Below are 18,461 nucleotides of genomic sequence, written 5' to 3' on the forward strand. Positions count from 1 at the left end.
AATTTACGGGCCAGAGAACACCGCACGGCGCGTCACTCGTACGAGCGGTTCTTCACTCTGCGTGTCGTTCCGGGCATATGCCGTGCGGTACGTTCGCAACAAAACGGCCCCCGTCGACGGCTGGAACCATCGTCGAGGGCCTGAACCACTAGTGGAATAGGCGTCCACCGTGATCTATCGCAACTTTATCGCGCCCGAACGCGATTTCACCCAGCTCACCAACGACATCATCCGGCATCCGCGCCTCGACTCCGATGCCGCACGCATCCTCAACTGGCAGCTTTCCCTCCCCGGACACTCCCGCCAGACCCTCTCCAAGACCGCCGAACACGCCCGCATCGGGGCGTGTTCCTTCAACCGGGCCAAGCGGCAGCTCAAGGCCGAGGGGTACGTGCACGAGCGGCGCGTGCAGGGCGAGGGTGGGCTCTGGGCCACCCAACAGCTCGTCTCCAGCGTCCCGTTGCGCGCCGAAGAGGCCGCCAAGATCTTCGGCAGCCTCCCCTTCCGCGCCGGCGCCGAGCGGGTGTTTCCGCAGATGGCGCCGAGTGCCATGATCCCGGCCGCCGGTCATCCGGTGGCCCCGCTGACCGACGGTCATCCAGAACAACAACTGAGGGAAGACACTTCCCTCCTTCCCCCGGAAGCCGAACCGGAGCCGGAAGGCGACCACGAGCCCGAGCCCGAGCCGGAGGACGACCCCGTCCCCGAGGCCGACCCGCAGCTCGACGAAGCCCGCGCCCTCGTCGGCGTCCTCCCCCTGCTCTCCCCCGCCCTCCGCCACATCCCACCCGGCATGCGCGACGAACTCACCCGGCTCGTCTCCCACTGGCTCGCCGCCGGACACACCTCCAACGACGTCCACGAGCACGTGCTGCGCGGCCTGCCCAGCGCCGGGACGCCCGTACACCGGCCCGGCGGGCTCGTCAGATACCTGCTGCGCCACGTACCACCCCGGCGCCCGCACGAGCCCCCGCCCGCCGGGCCGCCCCGCCTCTCCCCACGCCTCGAAGGCGCACAGGAGTGCGCCGGCAGACACACCCAGCCCATGCTGTTCCGGCCGGTCGTCGAGGGCCAGACCCTGTGTCCCGCGTGCGCCGCTACTCACCCAGCCGGTAGCGGATCTTCTTGACGAGTTCCTTCAGGTCGGGCCGGCGCAGCAGGCTGTAGTGGTCCGCGGCCAGTTCCACCACCGTCGGCGGGCGGGTCGACCAGCCCTCGGCGTTCTCCAGGAACGAGTAGTCGTCGCCCTCCGCCTTGAAGAGGTGGGCCGACTCGAAGGCCACGCGGGCGCCGAAGGAGTAACCCCAGAGCGTGTATGTAGCGGAGGCGCTCCTCGGGGTACTCCGGGGAGAGCGGGACGTAGGCGGCGCCGGAGCAGACGACGCCCCAGGCGCCGATGACGAGTTCGAGGGACGGGTCGACGTGGACGCCTACGCGGGTGTCGGCGGTGACGCCGAGGGTGCGGAGGTAGGTGGCGAGCACGGTGGCGCCTTCCGCCAGCTCGCGGAAGGTGAGCGTCTCGTCGTCGTAGGCGACGGCGGTGGCGTCGGGGCGCGCCTGGGCCTCGGTGCGGAGGAGGCGGTCGAGCGTGCTGGGCATGGAGGTCCCTTCGGGTGAGGGAACGCGCGGGGGCGGGGCAGGCGCCCCGCCCGCCCCGCCGGCCCCGCGCCCCTCAGCGGTAGATGAGTAGTTCGTGTTCTGTGGCGCCTGTCAGTTCGTAGCGGGTGCGGACCAGCGGTCGGCCCGCGTAGATGCGGATCAGGGTGGCCGCGTCGCCGGTGAAGCGGGCCGGGTCGCGGCCCTCCGTCTCGTTGCCGAGGGTCACCGGGTGGTCGTCCCGGTCCGCCAGGACGCCCACCAGGCGGGGGGTCTCCCGTTTGCGGCTGGTGACCGAGAGGAGCGGGAGGGCCAGGTCCAGGCTGGCGCCGCAGTACGCGCCGGGCTCGCCGAAGGCCTCCCGTACGTCTCCGGCGTGGACCCACTCGCCGAGCGCGACGGCGTCGAGCCGGCCGTCCTCGCGTGCGGCGATGACGGGGCCCGCCTCCGTCAGGCCGCGTTCCAGTTCGTCGAGGATCCGGGCCAGTGGCCAGTCCGCGCGCTCGGCCACGTCGTGGGCGTTCGCCTCCGGCAGGAACACGCCTTCCTCCAGGCGGTCCTCGACGATCCTGACCAGGGCGGCTCCGCAGTGGGCCAGGACCTGCCGCGCCGTCCAGCCGGGGCAGGCCGTGCGGAGGTCGTACGCCTCCGGGGGCGTGCGGCGCAGCAGGGGCATCAGGGCGTCCCGTTCCGTCCGGAGGAGGCGGTCGGGGAGCCAGGGGTCACGGGTGTCGTCCGTGCACTCCGTACACATGCCGGCTCAGTAGCGGTAGTGGTCCGGCTTGTACGGGCCCTCCACCGGGACCCCGATGTACGACGCCTGCTCGGGGCGGAGCGTCGTCAGCCGCACGCCGAGGGCGTCGAGGTGCAGCCGGGCGACCTTCTCGTCCAGGTGCTTCGGCAGCGTGTACACGTCCACCGGGTACTCCTCCGGCTTCGTGAAGAGCTCGATCTGGGCCAGCGTCTGGTCCGCGAAGGAGTTCGACATGACGAAGGAGGGGTGGCCGGTCGCGTTGCCGAGGTTCAGCAGGCGGCCTTCGGAGAGGACGATGACGACCTTGCCGTCCTCGAACGTCCACGTGTGGACCTGCGGCTTGACCTCGTCCTTCACGATCCCCGGGATCCGTGCCAGGCCGGCCATGTCGATCTCGTTGTCGAAGTGGCCGATGTTCCCGACGATCGCCTGGTGCTTCATGCGGGCGATGTCGGACGCCATGATGATGTCCTTGTTGCCGGTGGTCGTGATGAAGATGTCGGCGGTCTCGACGACGTCCTCGAGCGTCGCCACCTGGTAGCCGTCCATGGCCGCCTGGAGCGCGCAGATCGGGTCGATCTCGGTGATGATCACCCGGGCGCCCTGGCCGCGCAGCGACTCGGCGCTGCCCTTGCCGACGTCGCCGTAGCCGAAGACCACCGCCGTCTTGCCGCCGATGAGGACGTCCGTGGCGCGGTTGATGCCGTCGATGAGGGAGTGGCGGCAGCCGTACTTGTTGTCGAACTTCGACTTCGTCACGGCGTCGTTCACGTTGATCGCCGGGAAGAGCAGCGCGCCCTCGCGGTGCATCTCGTACAGGCGGTGGACGCCCGTCGTGGTCTCCTCGGTCACGCCCCGGATCCCGGCGGCGATCGTGGCCCAGTCGAGGGTGGTGTCCCTCAGCAGCTCCAGGATCACCCGGTGCTCGTCGTTCTCGGCGGTCGACGGGTCCGGGACCTCGCCGGCCTTCTGGTACTCCACACCCTTGTGGACGAGGAGCGTGGCGTCACCGCCGTCGTCCAGGATCATGTTGGGGCCGTCGGCGTCCGGCCAGGTCAGCGCCTGCTCCGTACACCACCAGTACTCCTCCAGGGTCTCGCCCTTCCAGGCGAAGACCGGGATCCCGGCGGCGGCGATCGCGGCGGCCGCGTGGTCCTGCGTCGAGTAGATGTTGCAGGACACCCAGCGGACCTCGGCGCCGAGCGCGACGAGCGTCTCGATGAGGACCGCCGTCTGGATGGTCATGTGGAGGGAGCCGGTGATCCTCGCTCCGGCCAGCGGCCGGGCCTCCGCGTACTCCCTGCGGATCGACATCAGGCCCGGCATCTCGTGCTCGGCCAGGGCGATCTCCTTGCGGCCGAAGCCGGCCAGGGAGATGTCGGCGACCTTGAAGTCGGTGAACTCAGACATGGACAACGCTCCTTGCGCTCACGATGGTTCGGTGGATTTCCAGGGCCGCTGTCGACTTGTTCAGCGTGATGTAGTGCAGGCCCGGCGCGCCCTCGTCGAGCAGCCGCAGGCCCATCTGCGTCGCGTGCTCGACGCCGATGCGGTACGCGGCCGCCGGGTCGTCCTTCGCCGCCTCCAGGCGGTGCGCCAGGTCCTCCGGGAAGGCGGCGTCGCTGAGCTCGGCGAAGCGCCGGATCTGGCGCACGTCGGTGGCGGGCATGATCTCCGGGATGATCGGGGTGTCACAGCCGGCGGCGGCGACCCGGTCCCGCAGCCGCAGGTAGTCCTCCGGGTCGAAGAACATCTGCGTGATGGCGTAGTCGGCGCCCGCACGGCACTTGGCGACGAAGTGCGCCAGGTCGGCGGACGGGTCCGCGGACCTCGGGTGACCCTCGGGGAAGGCCGCGACCCCGATTCTGAAGTCGCCCAACGACCGGACCAGATCCACCAGTTCGTACGCGTAGGTGAAGCCCCGCGGGTGCGGGTCCCAGGCGCCGCGCGGATCGCCCGGCGGGTCGCCGCGCAGGACGAGGACGTCCCGTACCCCGGCGTCCGCGTACGCGCCGATGATGGCCCGCAGTTCGGCGACCGAGTGGCCGACGGCCGTCAGGTGGGCCACCGGGCGCAGCGTCGTCTCCGTCACGATCCGCTTCGTGACGTCGATGGTCCGGTCGCGGGACGAGCCGCCCGCGCCGTACGTCACGGAGACGAAGTCCGGGGACAGGGCCTCGACCCGGCGGATCGCGTCCCAGAGGGTCTGTTCGCCCTTGTCCGTCTTCGGTGGGAAGAACTCGAAGGAGAAGGTCACACTCACCTGCGGCCTCCCGCGTTGAAGTAGCTCGCCTCCGGGTGGTGGACGACGATCGCGTCCGTCGACTGCTCGGGGTGCAGCTGGTACTCCTCCGACAGCTCGACCCCGATCCGCTCGGGGCGCAGGAGGGCGGCGATCTTCGCCCGGTCCTCCAGGTCGGGGCAGGCCGGGTAGCCGAGGGAGTAGCGGCAGCCCTGGTACTCGGTGCGGAGCATGCCCTCGATGCCGGCCGGTTCCGACTCCCCGGCGATGCCCCAGTCGGCGCGCACCCTGGCGTGCCAGTACTCGGCGAGCGCCTCCGCCAACTGGACGGAGAGGCCGTGGAGTTCGAGGTAGTCACGGTAGGAGTCGGCGGCGAAGAGCCGTGCCGTCTCCTCGCCGATGCGGGAGCCGACGGTGACGACCTGGAGGGCGACCGCGTCCACCTCGCCGGAGTCCTCGGCCCGGTGGAAGTCGGCCAGGCAGAGGCGGCGGCCCCGCTGCTGGCGGGGGAAGGAGAAGCGGGTCCGCTCGCCTCCGTCCTCGTCCAGGACGATCAGGTCGTCGCCCTTGGACACACAGGGGAACCAGCCGTACACGACGGCTGCTTCGACCAGGTTCTCCCTTTCGATGCGGTCGAGCAGCGCGCGCAGGCGCGGCCGGCCCTCCGTCTCGATGGTGTCGGCGTCCTTGAGGCCCCACTGGCCCTTGAAGAGGGCCGTCTCGTCGAGCCAGGGGGCGTACGCGGCGAGCGGGATGCCCTGGACGACCCTGGTCCCGAGGAAGGGGGGCTCGGGTACGGGGTTGTCGGCGGCGACGTCGGAGCGGCCGGCCGGCTCGGGCTCCCGGGCCTCCGGAAGGGGCTCGGTGCGCTTGGGTACGCGGCGCGGCTTGAGCGGCGGCAGTACGGCTCCGGGGACGCCTCTCTTGACGCCCATGAGCGCGTCCATGAGGCGCAGGCCCTCGAAGGCGTCGCGGGCGTACCGCACCTCGCCCTCGTACAGCTCGTGGAGGTCCTGCTCGACGTACGCCCTGGTGAGGGCGGCGCCGCCGAGGATCACGGGGAAGCGGGCGGCGAGACCCCGGCCGTTCAGCTCCTGGAGGTTCTCCTTCATGATGACCGTGGACTTCACCAGGAGGCCCGACATGCCGATGACGTCGGCGCGGTGCTCCTCCGCCGCCTCCAGGATCGCGGAGACCGGCTGCTTGATGCCGATGTTGACGACGTTGTAGCCGTTGTTGCTGAGGATGATGTCGACGAGGTTCTTGCCGATGTCGTGGACGTCGCCACGGACGGTGGCCAGGACGATCGTGCCCTTGCCGTCCGCGTCGGACTTCTCCATGTGCGGTTCCAGATGCGCGACCGCCCTCTTCATGACCTCGGCGGACTGGAGCACGAACGGCAGCTGCATCTGGCCGGAGCCGAACAGCTCGCCGACCGTCTTCATGCCGTCCAGCAGGACGTCGTTGACGATCTCCAGGGCGGGCCGGGCCGTCAGGGCCTCGTCGAGGTCCGCCTCCAGGCCGTTCTTCTCGCCGTCGATGATCCGGCGCTTGAGCCGCTCGTCGAGTGGCAGCGCGAGCAGCTCCTCGGCCTTTCCGGCCTTGAGGGACTTCGCCGTCGCGCCCTCGAACATCTCCAGGAAGCGCTGCAGCGGGTCGTAGCCCTCCCGGCGGCGGTCGTGGATCAGGTCGAGCGCGACCTCCACCTGCTCCTTCTCCAGGCGGGCGATCGGCAGGATCTTCGACGCGTGCACGATCGCCGAGTCCAGGCCGGCCCGCACGCACTCGTCGAGGAAGACGGAGTTGAGGACGATGCGCGCGGCCGGGTTCAGGCCGAAGGAGATGTTGGAGAGGCCGAGCGTGGTCTGCACGTCGGGGTGGCGGCGCTTCAGTTCGCGGATCGCCTCGATCGTGTGGACGCCGTCCTTGCGGGACTCCTCCTGACCGGTGCAGATCGTGAAGGTCAGGGTGTCGATCAGGATGTCCGACTCCCTGATCCCCCAGTTCCCGGTGAGGTCGTCGATGAGCCGCTCGGCGACGGCCACCTTGTGCTCGACGCTCCGGGCCTGGCCCTCCTCGTCGATCGTCAGCGCCATCAGCGCCGCGCCGTGCTCCTTCGCGAGGGCCGTGACCTGCGCGAAGCGGGACTCGGGGCCGTCGCCGTCCTCGTAGTTGACCGAGTTGACGACGGCCCGGCCGCCGAGCTTCTCCAGACCGGCCCGCAGCACCCCGATCTCGGTCGAGTCGAGGACGATCGGCAGGGTGGAGGCCGTCGCGAACCGGCCCGCCAGCTCCGCCATGTCCGCCGTGCCGTCCCGGCCCACGTAGTCGACGCACAGGTCCAGCAGGTGCGCGCCCTCGCGGATCTGGTCGCGGGCCATCTCGACGCAGTCGTCCCAGCGGCCGTCGAGCATGGCCTCGCGGAACTTCTTCGAGCCGTTGGCGTTCGTCCGCTCGCCGATCGCGAGGTACGCGGTGTCCTGCCGGAACGGCACGTGGCTGTAGAGGGAGGACGCGCCCGGCTCCGGCGTCGGCCGCCGGTCGCGCACGGCCGCGCCGCGCACCCGCTCCACGATCTCCCGCAGGTGCTCGGGGGTCGTCCCGCAGCAGCCGCCGACCAGCGCGGGCCCGAACTCGCGGACGAACCGCTCCTGCGCGTCGGCCAGTTCGTCCGGGGACAGCGGGTAGTGGGCGCCGTCCGACGTGAGGACGGGAAGGCCCGCGTTGGGCATGACCGAGATCGGGACGCGCGCGTGGCGGGAGAGATGCCGGAGGTGTTCCGTCATCTCGGCGGGGCCCGTGGCGCAGTTCAGGCCGATCATGTCGATGCCGAGCGGTTCGAGCGCGGTGAGCGCCGCGCCGATCTCGGAGCCGAGCAGCATCGTGCCCGTCGTCTCCACCGTGACCTGCACGATGACGGGCAGGTCCACGCCGACCCAGTCCAGGGCCCGGCGGGCGCCGATGACGGCCGCCTTCGTCTGGAGCAGGTCCTGCGAGGTCTCGACGAGGAGGGCGTCCGCGCCGCCCCGGATCAGGCCCTCCGCGTTCTGCTGGAAGGCGTCGCGCAGCGGCTCGTACGTGACGTGGCCGAGCGTCGGCAGCTTCGTACCGGGCCCCATGGAGCCGAGGACCCAGCGGGGGCGGCCGTCGCCGGCCGTGTGCGCGTCGGCGGTGGTACGGGCGATCCGGGCGCCGGCCTCCGACAGCTCGTACACCTGGTCCTCGATGCCGTACTCGGCGAGCGCGGCGAGGTTCGCCCCGAAGGTGTTGGTCTCGACGCAGTCCACGCCGACCGAGAAGTAGGCGTCGTGGACGGAGGCGACGATGTCCGGGCGCGTGAGGTTGAGGATCTCGTTGCAGCCTTCGAGGTTCCGGAAGTCGTCCATCGTCGGGTCGGCGGCCTGGAGCATCGTGCCCATCGCCCCGTCGGCCACCACGACCCGCGTCGCGAACTCGTCCCTCAGGGAAGGCCGTGCCGCGCTCACGTCAGCCCCCTCAGATGCGTGACCAGGGTGGCCGTGCAGCCCACCCCGTACGTCGTCCTGATCCGGTCCAGGAGCGAGTCCCGGTGCAGCCGGTACTCCTGCGTCCCCACGTAGTCGAGGACGGTCGCCGCGACCGCGCAGCCCAGCTGCGCCGCGCACCGCTCGGGCACGCCCCACAGCGTCCCGGCGAGGAACCCCGCCCGGAAGGCGTCCCCGACGCCGGTCGGGTCGACGACCCCGGCGGCCTCCACCGCCGGGACGGCGAGCGTGGCGCGGTGCGCGCCGCGGATGCGGACGCCCGCCTCGCCGTGGGTGGTGACCCAGGTGCCGACCCGGGACAGCACCTCGGCCTCGCTCCAGCCGGACTTCTCCAGGAGCAGGGCCGTCTCGTACTCGTTGGTGAAGAGGAACCGCGCCCCGTCCACCAGCTCCCGCACCTGCTCGCCGTCGAGCCGCGCCAGCTGCTGCGACGGATCGGCGGCGAAGGGAATCCCCAGGTCACGGCAGGTGCGGGTGTGCCGGAGCATGGCCTCGGGGTCGTCCGGGGAGACCAGGACGAGTTCCAGCCGGCCGGTGCGCGCGACGACATCCCTGAGGTCGATCTCGCGCGCCTCGGCCATCGCCCCCGCGTAGAAGGTGGCGATCTGGTTCTGGGCCCGGTCGGTGGTACAGACGAAGCGGGCGGTGTGGAGCGACTCGCTGACGCGCACCGAGTCGGTGTCCACACCGTGGTCCTTCAGCCAGACCCGGTACGGCTCGAAGTCGGCACCGACCGCGCCCACGAGGGCGGGCCGCAGCCCGAGCACACCGAGCCCGAAGGCGATGTTCGCTGCCACTCCGCCACGCCTGACCTCCAGGTTGTCGGCGAGGAACGACAGGGAGACCCGGTCCAGCCGGTCGGCGAGAAGCTGCTCGCTGAACCAGCCGGGGAAGGTCATCAGATGGTCGGTCGCGATGGATCCCGTGACAGCGATACGCATCTCCCTCAGACCCCCGCCGCCGTCTTCAGGGCCTCGACCCGGTCCGTGCGCTCCCACGTGAACTCGGGGAGCTCACGGCCGAAGTGGCCGTACGCCGCCGTCTTCGCGTAGATGGGCCGCTTGAGGTCCAGGTCGCGGATGATCGCGGCCGGCCGGAGGTCGAAGACCTCGCTCACGGCGGCCTGGATCGTCTCGTCCGGGAGGGTGCCGGTGCCGAAGGTCTCCACGAAGAGGCCGACGGGCTCCGCCTTGCCGATCGCGTACGCGACCTGCACCTCGCAGCGGCGGGCGAGACCGGCCGCGACGACGTTCTTCGCGACCCAGCGCATCGCGTACGCCGCCGAACGGTCCACCTTCGACGGGTCCTTGCCCGAGAAGGCACCACCGCCGTGGCGGGCCATGCCGCCGTACGTGTCGATGATGATCTTCCGGCCGGTGAGTCCGGCGTCGCCCATCGGGCCGCCGACCTCGAAGCGCCCGGTCGGGTTGACCAGGAGCCGGTAGCCGTCGGACTCCAGGCTGACGCCCTCCTCGACGAGCTCCTTGAGGACGTGCTCGACGACGTACTCCCGGACGTCCGGGGTCAGCAGGCCCTCGACGGAGATGTCGGCGGCGTGCTGCGAGGAGACGACCACCGTGTCCAGGCGGACCGGGCGGTCACCGTCGTACTCGATGGTGACCTGCGTCTTGCCGTCGGGCCGCAGGTACGGCACGGTGCCGTTCTTGCGGACCTCGGTCAGCCGGCGCGACAGGCGGTGGGCCAGCGCGATCGGCAGCGGCATCAGCTCGGCGGTGTCGTCGCAGGCGTAGCCGAACATCAGGCCCTGGTCGCCGGCGCCCTGGGCGTCGAGCTCGTCGCCCGCGCCCTCGACCCGGGACTCGTAGGCCGTGTCGACGCCCTGCGCGATGTCCGGCGACTGGGCGCCGATGGACACCGAGACGCCGCAGGAGGCGCCGTCGAAGCCCTTCGCGGAGGAGTCGTAGCCGATGTCGAGGATCGCCTCGCGCACCAGCTTCGCTATCGGCGCGTACGCCGTGGTGGTGACCTCGCCCGCGATGTGCACGAGACCCGTGGTGATCAGGGTCTCGACCGCGACGCGGGAGGACCGGTCCTCGGTGAGGAGCGCGTCCAGGATCGTGTCACTGATCCGGTCGGCGATCTTGTCGGGGTGTCCCTCGGTGACGGACTCCGAGGTGAAGAGGCGGCGGCTCATGCCTGGACCTCCACCGGAGCCTGCGCCGGGGCGTTGAAGAAGTGCTGCTCGATGGCGCCGAGCGTGCGGATCGACTCGACCTCCAGGGTCTCCATCTGGATCGAGGTGCCGCTCTCCTGCTCCAGGAGGAAGACGAACTCGACGAAGGACAGCGAGTCGATGAGGCGGTTCTCGATCAGGTCGAGGTCGGAGGCGATGTCGTCGCGCTCGGGGTGACGGTCGAGGATCCAGTTCTTCACCGTCTGCAGGCCGTCGGCCATGGTTGCTCTCCTTATAGCTGCTACTGAAGGGGGGTGACGGGGGCGATGATCGGGGCGGCCACCGCGACCGCGTAGTCCACGTCGTGGCTGATGGACACGGTGATCTCGGTGATCCCGGACTCGGCGGCCATCTCGGCGGCGGCCCGGTGCAGCTCCACGAGCGGCCAGCCGCCCTCGGAGCGCCGTACGACGATGTCCGGCCAGGGCAGGAACCTGCCTCTGACCCGTAAGGTCTTGAAGGCCGCTTCCTTGGCCGCGATCCGCCCGCAGAGGCTCAGGATGTCGAGCCCGGAGGACGTGCGGCAGTCGGCGAGCTCGCCGGGGGTGAGCATCCGCTCGAAGAACGTCTCGCCGTACTGGGCGAGGAGCCTGCGGACACGGTTGACGGACACGATGTCCATGCCGAGGTTCGCCCACCCCAGGCCGCCCGCCGGCGGGGCGGCGGGACGGGCCGGCACGTCAGATCACCGGCCCGGCCGCGCCACTCGCATCGGCCCGCATGCGGGCGTTCGCGTCGAGCACCGCCCGAGTGGCGGACTCCCAGTCGCCGTGGCGCCGTGTCAGCGCGGACAGCCATCGTTCCAGACCGAAGGCGACACAGCTGGTGAAGGCCGCTCCGCCGCTCGACTCCAGGGTGATGTCGCACCGGTCGCCGAAGAAGTTCCGGTGGGTGTTGACCGAGGCGATCGCCAGGTCCTCGTACAGGAACTCGTACTTCACCGGGGTGAGCCGCTGGAGGAGCGCCTTCGAGCCGCCCTTGTCGAAGAACGGGTCGCAGGCGGCCTCCTTGCGCAGCGGCAGGTCGAGCGCCGCCGCGAAGGCCTGGATGCGGTCGGTGAAGGACGCGAGATGCGTCTCGGCGTGCTCGCGCGCGCCGATGGCGACGATCTCCCGCATACGGAAGCCGAGTTGGCGCCGCATGCCCTCGTAGTGGGTCTCCTTGCGGAAGCACCAGGAGCAGATGGTCACGAGGGTGTCGTCCGCGACCCGGGTGCCCTGGTGGTCGAGGTAGACGGCGTAGCAGGACGCCGAGGGCAGTCCGAGCGCGGCCGGTTCGAGGGCGTCGCTCGGGAAGCGGCCGGTGTCCGCGGAGAAGGGCGTGGTCGCGCGGCGCTCCAGGTCGAGCGGGGCGGCGAGGACGGCCTGGTGCGGGAAGTTGTCGTAGTAGTCCAGCTTCGCCAGGTCGGCGGCCGGCAGGAGCGGGGGCATGGTCATCGGGCGGGCGCCCGCGTCCACTCCCCAGCCTTCGAAGGTGTCGTCGAGGAGCCGCAGGAGGCGGGTCCCCTCGGGGCCGAGCGAGGGCAGGCCCCTCGTCTGCCCCCGGGTTTCCCCGGCATGCGCGGGGGTCGTCACGGTCATGAACTCTTCACCTCTCGGGTGGGAGGTCTCGCGGGCGCGCTCAGACGACGGGCAGGGTGTCGTCGGAGAAGATCCCGGTCTTCAGGAAGAAGGAGAGCGGCTTGCGGATGGCCTTGCGCTCGTGCGGGCGGCGGCGTTCGTCGGCGACCAGCGAGTTGCGCAGGGCCAGCGGGTCCGGGATGCCGGCGTCGCGGTAGACGTGGGGGTTGTAGAGGGAGTTGGTGCTGTAGACGACGTACCGCTTGAGGTACGCCTCCACCTCACGGACCCGCTCGGCGCTGACCGACTGGCACATCCGGCTGTAGAGGAGCGAGACCAGCTCGCGGCCGAAGGCGATGTGCCGGGACTCGTCCTGGTGGTGGATGCGGTTGACCTCGCGGATGGTGTGGCAGAGGGAGTCGTCCTTCGCCATCCGGGAGTTGTAGTGGTCCACCAGCTCCTCGAAGAAGAGGATGCGGGTGAAGACCAGGAAGTTCTCGACCTCGGGCTCCCAGGCCGCGTCGGCGCGCATCGCGGTGGAGCCGTAGATCTTGTGGCCGTAGCGGCGGCAGAACTCGGAGAAGAACCACATGTGTTCGTTCTCCTCACCGATGAAGTGGTGGAAGAAGTCCGAGGGGACCTCGAAGCCCGGCATGTGGATGCGGCCGACGACCTCGATGAGGAGCTCGCGGATGCCGTGCACGTTCAGGCTGTAGAAGTTGATGGACTCCCACTTCGACAGGCGCTGAAGCGTTTCCTCACCGAGGGTGTCGTAGTGCTCGGTGCCGTAGACGGTGAGCAGCTCCGGAGTCATCCAGAAACGGTTCTCCTCCAGCGTCTCGGGCCACTGGAAGGTCTGGTACGGGTTGTAGTAGTCCTCCACGGAGCGCTCGCTGAGCCGCTCCAGGACCTCCATGAACCGGTCGGTGACGGGCAGGGGGGCGGACACGCCCATGGTGGTGCTCCTCTGACGATGGGGTTCGGGCGGTGGCGGCCGGTTACGGCCGGACTTCGTAGACCGCGTTGACCGCGGTCTCCGTGGCCCGGCGCCAGCGGGTGAAGCCGGCCTCCTCCGCGATGCCCCGGAAGGCCTTCTCGCCGGAGTGGTTGCCGAGGGCGTGCGGGCCGCGCTGCGCGACCGCGACCGGCAGGCACATCACGGCCGACAGGGCCATGAACATGCGGGCGGCCGGCGTCTGCGTGTCGATGTCCTGCGGCGACACGTTCGACTCGACGAGCATCCAGGTACCGTCCGCGTCCAGGGACTTGTGGACGTGCTGGGCGGCGGCGACCGGGTCGCCCATGTCGTGCAGGGCGTTGAAGAAGCACACCAGGTCGTAGCCGGAGCCCGGGTAGTCGTCGGCCGAGGCGACCTCGAAGACGACCCGGTCGGAGAGACCGGCCTCCTCGGCGAGCTCACGGGCGATCGAGATGGCCTCTTCGGAGTAGTCGAAGCCGTGGACGGTGGCCTGCGGGAACGCCTTGGCGATCAGCAGCGTGGTGTGGCCGACGCCGCAGCCGACGTCGGCGACGGTGCCGCCTCCTCCCAGCTTGTCGGTGACCTCGTGCAGCGCGGGCAGCCAGTCCGGGACGAGCTTGTGCTCGTACGTGGGCTGGAAGAAGGAGCCCATGCCGGTGTCGAGGGCCGCGTCGTGCTCGGCCCAGCCGACGCCGTCACCGGTGCGGTACGCCTCGACGAGCAGGTCCTCGGTGGCGTACAGCGCCTTGAGGGCGGTGAAGAACCCGGCGGCGTACGTGACGGCCTTCGGGTCGGCGAGGACCTCGACGTGGTCGGCGGGGAGCGTGTACGTGAGCGAGCTGGGGTGCCGCTCGACGTACCCGGCGGAGAGCTGGGCGTGCAGCCACTCCTCGATGTACCGCTCGTTCGTGCCGGTCGCCGCCGCGAGTGCGGAGGCGGTGAGCGGGCCCTGCTCGGCAAGCGCCTTGTAGAGGCCGAGGCGCTCGCCGAGGGCGACGGTCAGGCCGCGGACGGCCGCGCCGGCGTCGGTGATGACCCGCTGGTGGAAGTCGTGGGCGCTCATGCCGCCTTCTCCTCGCTGTGAGTGGGCAAATCGCAGGTGAAGAGGAACGACCTCGGGACGCCCGGGAGGGCGCGCGGCGCGACCTGGTAGGGCCAGCGCTCGAAGTCGGCGCCGTCCTCGCCGGGCTGCCTGACCTCGCGTACGGCCCAGCCGCAGTCGGCGAGCAGCGCCTCGGGCTCCTCGGTGCCGAACAGCCACGGGTTGCCGTCGTCGTGCAGGGCCTTGAGGAAGGTGCGGGCCAGCGGGTTGACCAGGGCGGCCTTCGAGATGACGTCGCCGAGCAGCACCGAGCCGGGCGCGGCGTGCGCGGAGAGCGTCGAGATGAGGGTGCGCACGGCCTGCTCGGGCAGGAAGAACAGCAGGCCCTCGACGACCCAGAGGACGGGCTCCTCGCTCTTCCAGCCCGCCTCCTTCAGGGGGCCGGTCCAGTCCTGGGTGAGGTCGACCGGGACGGTGACCCGGGTGCGGCCGGCCGGCTGCGGCTCGTCCGCCAGCATCTCGGCCTTGGCGGCGAGGAGCGCGGGGCGGTCGAGCTCGTAGACGGTGACGCCGTCGGGCCAGGGCAGCCGGAAGAAGCGGGTGTCCATGCCGGCGGCGAGGAAGACGACCTGGCGGATGCCCCGCTCCTCCACCGCCTTGACGATGGCCCGGTCGAGGTAGGTGGTGCGGATGGCGAGGAACGGCACGATGCCGCCCCCGTCGTAGCGCTTGAGCAGCTCGAAGCCGATCTCGTCGGCGACGGTGCGCGCGTAGGGATCGGCGAACAGCCGGTCCTCGCGCTCGGTCTCCAGGGCGCGCGCGGCGGCGGTCCACTGGGCGGTGCGGGATACGGCCTCCACAGGAGGTCCCCCTTCACTGGCGAACGGGCGGGAAGAGTCGAGACGAGGGTGGGGGGTGATGCGGACGGCCGTGTTCAGGGCCTGACGAAGGACGGTTCGTCAGGCGCTCATGGCCGGGACAGCGCTCTTCGCCGCCGGTCGCCCGCACGCGACGGGGTCCTCGGCCGCGGGCATCGACGACAGATGGTCGGCCTCGGAGTCGGCGGGGCGCCGGCGGAAGATGCTGTGCAGGATCATGCTGAACACGGCCGTCCCGTCAGCGGCCACCAGGGTGCACCGCGGTTTCACGGTGCCGGTGGTGCGGTTGAACGGCGACGGGGTGGAGCCGAGGATCTCGACGCGCGCGGTGAGGACGTCGCCCGGGCGGACGGGCCGCAGGTAGCGGACCTCGTCGATGCCGGGCGAGCCCATACAGGCGCTGTAGGCGAGCAGGCCGTCCACGTACCGCCGCATGAACATCGACTGCGTGTGGAAGCCGCTCGCGATCAGACCGCCGAACTGCGAACGCTCCGCGAGCTCGGGGTCCGTGTGGAAGGGCTGCGGGTCGAAGCGCCTGCCGAACTCCAGCACCTCCTCCGCCGTGACGGTGACGGCGCCCAGCTCGTGGACGTCGCCGGGCCGGAAGTCCTCGAAGTAGCGCATCTCGCGCCCCCCTTGACCTAGGAGTGGTCTTTCCCTGGCGACATCCAATCTACGAATCATTCGTTTATTTTGTCAACCCAAAAGAAGCTCGAAACACCCTTACGAGAGAGCCTGTTCGATGTCGGACCACAGGTCCTCGATGTCCTCGATGCCGACGGACATCCGCACCAGGCCGGGAGCTATCCCCGCGGAGGCCAGGGCCGGCGCGGAGAGCTCCCGGTGCGAGGTGGAGGCGGGATGCGTCACGAGGGTCTCCACGCCGCCGAGCGACAGCGCGAGCTTCGCGAGCCGTACGCGCTCGATGAAGGCCCGGCCCGCCTCGCGGCCCCCCGTGAGCTCGAAGGAGAGCAGCCCGCCGCCGCCTGCCAGGATCTTCCGGGCCGTGTCGTACGAGGGGTGATCCGCGCGCCACGGATAGTGGACGGCGGCCACCGAACCGTGCGTGGCGAGGAGTTCGGCGAGCGCGGCCGCGTTGGCGCAGTGCTCGCGCATCCGCAGCGGCAGGGTGGGTATGCCGCGCAGGGTCAGCCAGGCCGCGAACGGGTCGGCGCAGGCGCCGAGTTCGACGGTCCTGGGCCAGACGCGCCGGCGCAGTTCGTCGTCGGCGAAGACGGCGGCGCCGCCCAGGACGTCGGAGTGCCCGGAGAGGTACTTGGTCGTCGAGTGGACGACGATGTCGGCGCCGAGCTCCAGGGGGCGGCACAGCACGGGCGAGGCGAGCGAGTTGTCGACGAGGCTCGTCACGCCCGTCGCGCGGGCGACGGCGAGCAGCCCGGGCAGGTCGGGGACCTGGCCGGTGGGGTTGGCGATGGTCTCCAGGACGAGGAGACGGGTCGCGGGGTGCACGGCCGCCGCCTCCAGCTCGGCCGGGTCGTCGCCGGAGATCCGGACGACCTCGATCCCGTACCGCTCGGCCAGGTCGGACAGGACGGCGTGGGTGCCGCCGTACAGGCAGCGCTGGGCGACGACCCGGTCGCCGGGCCGCAGGAGCGCGAGCAGGACGCCGCTGAGGGCGCCCATCCCGGAGGCGAAGGCGATGGCGCCGGCGCCGCCCTCCAGACCCGTCAGGGTCTGCTCAAGAGCCCGTACGGTCGGGTTGCCGCGGCGGCTGTACACGTACCGGCCGTCGGGATCGGCCATCGCGTCGGCGAGCTCGGCGGCGGAGTCGAAGGCGAAGGCGGAGGACTGCACGAGGGGCACGGAGAGGGGCCAACTGCCGACGGGGAAGGGTTCGTTGAAGACGTGGACGGCGCGGGTGTTCGGTTCCATGACGTTCGTTCCTTCCGGGGGCGTACGGGAAAGGGGCCGCCCGACGTCCGGTGACGGACATCGGGCGGCCCCTGGGTGCGGCACGCGGTGTGACGCGCCCGGCGGATCAGGCGGAGACCTTCTCGCCCTGGGGGGCGGAGGCGGCGGCCTCGGCGGCGACGGCCTTGTCGCTCTTCATGACGAGGAGCGTGATCACACCGCCGACGGCGGCGATGATCGCGGCGCCGATGAAGGCGGCCGAGAACCCGTCGGTGAGGGCGGGCAGGTTGCCGAGCTGGTCGGCGCCCTGGGACATGGCGACGGCGGTCAGCGCGGCGAGGCCGAGCGCGGAGCCGACGTTGTAGGTGGTGTTGACGATGCCGGAGGCGAGGCCGGCCTGCTCCTGCGGGGCGCCGGACATCGCGGCGATCATCGCCGGGATGTAGGCGAGGGACATGCCGAGCGCGGCGACCAGCGAGGCCGGCAGGACGTCGACGACGAAGGTGCCGGTCGGCGGGACGGCCGCGAGCCAGACCAGACCGGCCGCGAGGACGAGGAGACCGCCGCCGATGAGCGGCTTGGCCCCGAACTTCATCATGAGCCGGGAGGTGATGGCCGTCATGAAGATCATGAGGAGCACGGTCATCGGGAGCAACGCCGCACCGGAGGCGAAGGCGCCGTAGCCCAGGACCTGCTGGAGGTACAGGTTGAGGAAGTACCACATCGGGATCCAGGCGGCACCGAGCAGCGTCATCGCGAGGTTGGCCGAGCCGAGGCGCGGGACCCGCCAGACGCTGAGCGGCATGAGCGGCTCGCGGATGCTCTTCTGGATCACGAAGAAGAGGACCAGCAGGGCGGCGGCGCCGACCAGTTCGAGGATCGTGGCGGTGGCACCCCAGCCGACCTCGGGGGCGCGGACCACGGCGAAGACGGCGAGCGCGAGGCCGGCGGTGACGGCGACGGCGCCGAGGACGTCGACGGAGCCGCGGCGGGACTCGACGTTCGGGAGGAGCTTGGTCGCGGCGAGGGTCGCGAGGCCGATCGGGATGTAGATGATGAAGACCCACTGCCAGGCGGCCCACTCGGTGAAGACACCACCGAGGAACACGCCCGCGGTGCCGCCGGCGGGAGCCGCGGCGCCGTAGAGCGCCATGGCCTTGCCGAGCTCCTTCGGGTCGTGCATGAAGAGCATCATCAGCAGGGTCATCGCGGCGGGCGCGATGAGCGCGCCGCCGACGCCCTGGACCGCGCGGCCGGCGATCTCGACCCAGGCGGTCTGCGCGGCGGCGGCGAGGATCGAGCCGGCGATCATGACGGCCCAGCCGGTGACGAAGATCTTGCGGGCCCCGACGAGGTCGGAGAGCCGTCCGCCGAGGAGCAGCAGACCGCCGAAGACGATCACGTAGGCGTTGAACACCCACTGGAGCTCGCCCTGCGTGAAGCCCAGGTCCTTCTGCATCTCGGGGAGTGCGACCCCGATGATCGAGGTGTCCATGATGACCATGAACTGCGCGGCGGCGAGCACGACAAGTGCCCACCAGCGCCGGGGATTGACGGTTGACATTGCCCTGACCCTTCACTCGCTGCTGCATACCCCAGGGGGGTACCTTCGCGGAGCACCGTAGCATACCCATGGGGGGTATGTAAGGGTGAGGTGAGGGCGCGACCGGCGCACCGGGGAAGCGGGCCCTCCGGCGCGGAGCGCGACACGGGGGAAGCGGGCCCTCCGGCGCGGAGCGCGACACGGGGGAAGCGGGCCCTCCGGCGCGGAGCGCGACACGGGGGAAGCGGGCCCTCCGGCGCGGAGCGCGACACGGGGGA

At 70.8% G+C, this 18,461-nt stretch carries 17 protein-coding genes and 1 pseudogene; 1 reads left to right on the forward strand and 17 read right to left on the reverse strand.

The window, feature by feature from the left end; genetic code table 11:
• The first annotated feature begins 169 nt into the window (after positions 1 to 169).
• Positions 170 to 1,129: a hypothetical protein gene (locus ACWFR1_RS03645; protein WP_453546038.1), complete on the forward strand. Its 960-nt coding sequence runs from the start codon at positions 170 to 172 to the stop codon at positions 1,127 to 1,129.
• Here the strand turns inward: ACWFR1_RS03645 and ACWFR1_RS03650 are convergent.
• The 17 genes and pseudogenes from ACWFR1_RS03650 to ACWFR1_RS03730 form a co-directional block, all read right to left on the reverse strand.
• A complete protein-coding gene (locus tag ACWFR1_RS03650; RefSeq protein WP_453546231.1) occupies positions 1,098 to 1,283 on the reverse strand; it encodes a hypothetical protein in 186 nt (61 codons plus the stop codon). The two genes, ACWFR1_RS03645 and ACWFR1_RS03650, sit on opposite strands and share 32 nt — an antisense overlap.
• 91 nt (positions 1,284 to 1,374) lie before the next feature.
• Positions 1,375 to 1,599: pseudogene (locus ACWFR1_RS03655) on the reverse strand (AMP-binding protein); the annotation flags it as partial.
• 73 nt (positions 1,600 to 1,672) lie between these two features.
• The gene (locus tag ACWFR1_RS03660; RefSeq protein WP_453546041.1) at positions 1,673 to 2,350 is read right to left on the reverse strand and encodes a maleylpyruvate isomerase family mycothiol-dependent enzyme; all 678 of its coding nucleotides are present in this window, start codon (positions 2,348 to 2,350) and stop codon (positions 1,673 to 1,675) included.
• Positions 2,351 to 2,356: 6 nt separating this feature from the next.
• Positions 2,357 to 3,760 carry an adenosylhomocysteinase gene (gene ahcY, locus ACWFR1_RS03665; RefSeq protein ID WP_453546043.1) on the reverse strand — a complete coding sequence of 468 codons (1,404 nt, stop codon included), beginning with the start codon at positions 3,758 to 3,760 and terminating at the stop codon, positions 2,357 to 2,359.
• Positions 3,753 to 4,613, reverse strand: coding sequence for a methylenetetrahydrofolate reductase [NAD(P)H] (metF, locus tag ACWFR1_RS03670; protein WP_453546045.1), 861 nt, complete (start codon positions 4,611 to 4,613; stop codon positions 3,753 to 3,755). Before metF ends, ahcY begins: the two co-directional genes overlap by 8 nt.
• On the reverse strand, positions 4,610 to 8,077 hold the full coding sequence (metH, locus tag ACWFR1_RS03675) for a methionine synthase (RefSeq protein ID WP_453546047.1): 3,468 nt from the start codon (positions 8,075 to 8,077) through the stop codon (positions 4,610 to 4,612). The genes metF and metH overlap by 4 nt, the downstream gene beginning before the upstream one ends.
• Positions 8,074 to 9,057 (reverse strand): carbohydrate kinase family protein, encoded by a 984-nt coding sequence (locus ACWFR1_RS03680; protein ID WP_453546049.1) that lies wholly within the window; start codon positions 9,055 to 9,057, stop codon positions 8,074 to 8,076. Before ACWFR1_RS03680 ends, metH begins: the two co-directional genes overlap by 4 nt.
• 5 nt (positions 9,058 to 9,062) lie before the next feature.
• Entirely contained in the window at positions 9,063 to 10,271 is a 1,209-nt protein-coding gene (metK, locus tag ACWFR1_RS03685) for a methionine adenosyltransferase (RefSeq protein ID WP_453546051.1), read from the reverse strand.
• Positions 10,268 to 10,531 (reverse strand): acyl carrier protein, encoded by a 264-nt coding sequence (locus ACWFR1_RS03690; protein WP_317597878.1) that lies wholly within the window; start codon positions 10,529 to 10,531, stop codon positions 10,268 to 10,270. Before ACWFR1_RS03690 ends, metK begins: the two co-directional genes overlap by 4 nt.
• 20 nt (positions 10,532 to 10,551) lie before the next feature.
• Positions 10,552 to 10,989: a holo-ACP synthase gene (gene acpS, locus ACWFR1_RS03695; protein WP_453546053.1), complete on the reverse strand. Its 438-nt coding sequence runs from the start codon at positions 10,987 to 10,989 to the stop codon at positions 10,552 to 10,554.
• Position 10,990: 1 nt separating this feature from the next.
• Positions 10,991 to 11,890 (reverse strand): hypothetical protein, encoded by a 900-nt coding sequence (locus ACWFR1_RS03700; RefSeq protein ID WP_453546055.1) that lies wholly within the window; start codon positions 11,888 to 11,890, stop codon positions 10,991 to 10,993.
• A gap of 40 nt (positions 11,891 to 11,930) precedes the next feature.
• The gene (locus ACWFR1_RS03705) at positions 11,931 to 12,824 is read right to left on the reverse strand and encodes a diiron oxygenase (protein ID WP_314612306.1); all 894 of its coding nucleotides are present in this window, start codon (positions 12,822 to 12,824) and stop codon (positions 11,931 to 11,933) included.
• A 43-nt stretch (positions 12,825 to 12,867) separates the two neighbouring features.
• Positions 12,868 to 13,911 carry a class I SAM-dependent methyltransferase gene (locus ACWFR1_RS03710; RefSeq protein ID WP_453546058.1) on the reverse strand — a complete coding sequence of 348 codons (1,044 nt, stop codon included), beginning with the start codon at positions 13,909 to 13,911 and terminating at the stop codon, positions 12,868 to 12,870.
• Positions 13,908 to 14,750 (reverse strand): class I SAM-dependent methyltransferase, encoded by an 843-nt coding sequence (locus ACWFR1_RS03715; protein WP_453546060.1) that lies wholly within the window; start codon positions 14,748 to 14,750, stop codon positions 13,908 to 13,910. The genes ACWFR1_RS03710 and ACWFR1_RS03715 overlap by 4 nt, the downstream gene beginning before the upstream one ends.
• Positions 14,751 to 14,849: 99 nt before the next feature.
• Positions 14,850 to 15,392 (reverse strand): MaoC family dehydratase, encoded by a 543-nt coding sequence (locus ACWFR1_RS03720; protein WP_329625615.1) that lies wholly within the window; start codon positions 15,390 to 15,392, stop codon positions 14,850 to 14,852.
• A gap of 99 nt (positions 15,393 to 15,491) precedes the next feature.
• Entirely contained in the window at positions 15,492 to 16,661 is a 1,170-nt protein-coding gene (locus ACWFR1_RS03725; RefSeq protein ID WP_453546062.1) for a trans-sulfuration enzyme family protein, read from the reverse strand.
• Positions 16,662 to 16,767: 106 nt separating this feature from the next.
• Positions 16,768 to 18,204 (reverse strand): MFS transporter, encoded by a 1,437-nt coding sequence (locus ACWFR1_RS03730; RefSeq protein ID WP_453546065.1) that lies wholly within the window; start codon positions 18,202 to 18,204, stop codon positions 16,768 to 16,770.
• Between the last annotated feature and the right edge of the window lie 257 nt (positions 18,205 to 18,461).

This window comes from Streptomyces sp. NPDC055103 (assembly GCF_053607625.1).

Coding starts and splice junctions, on each gene's coding strand:
- ACWFR1_RS03660 (WP_453546041.1), bottom strand. CDS start 2,350: ATGTGTACGGAGTGCACGGACGACACCCGTGACCCCTGGCTCCCCGAC.
- ahcY (WP_453546043.1), bottom strand. CDS start 3,760: ATGTCTGAGTTCACCGACTTCAAGGTCGCCGACATCTCCCTGGCCGGC.
- ACWFR1_RS03680 (WP_453546049.1), bottom strand. CDS start 9,057: ATGCGTATCGCTGTCACGGGATCCATCGCGACCGACCATCTGATGACC.
- metK (WP_453546051.1), bottom strand. CDS start 10,271: ATGAGCCGCCGCCTCTTCACCTCGGAGTCCGTCACCGAGGGACACCCC.
- ACWFR1_RS03690 (WP_317597878.1), bottom strand. CDS start 10,531: ATGGCCGACGGCCTGCAGACGGTGAAGAACTGGATCCTCGACCGTCAC.
- ACWFR1_RS03700 (WP_453546055.1), bottom strand. CDS start 11,890: ATGACCGTGACGACCCCCGCGCATGCCGGGGAAACCCGGGGGCAGACG.
- ACWFR1_RS03705 (WP_314612306.1), bottom strand. CDS start 12,824: ATGGGCGTGTCCGCCCCCCTGCCCGTCACCGACCGGTTCATGGAGGTC.
- ACWFR1_RS03710 (WP_453546058.1), bottom strand. CDS start 13,911: ATGAGCGCCCACGACTTCCACCAGCGGGTCATCACCGACGCCGGCGCG.
- ACWFR1_RS03720 (WP_329625615.1), bottom strand. CDS start 15,392: ATGCGCTACTTCGAGGACTTCCGGCCCGGCGACGTCCACGAGCTGGGC.
- ACWFR1_RS03725 (WP_453546062.1), bottom strand. CDS start 16,661: ATGGAACCGAACACCCGCGCCGTCCACGTCTTCAACGAACCCTTCCCC.
- ACWFR1_RS03730 (WP_453546065.1), bottom strand. CDS start 18,204: ATGTCAACCGTCAATCCCCGGCGCTGGTGGGCACTTGTCGTGCTCGCC.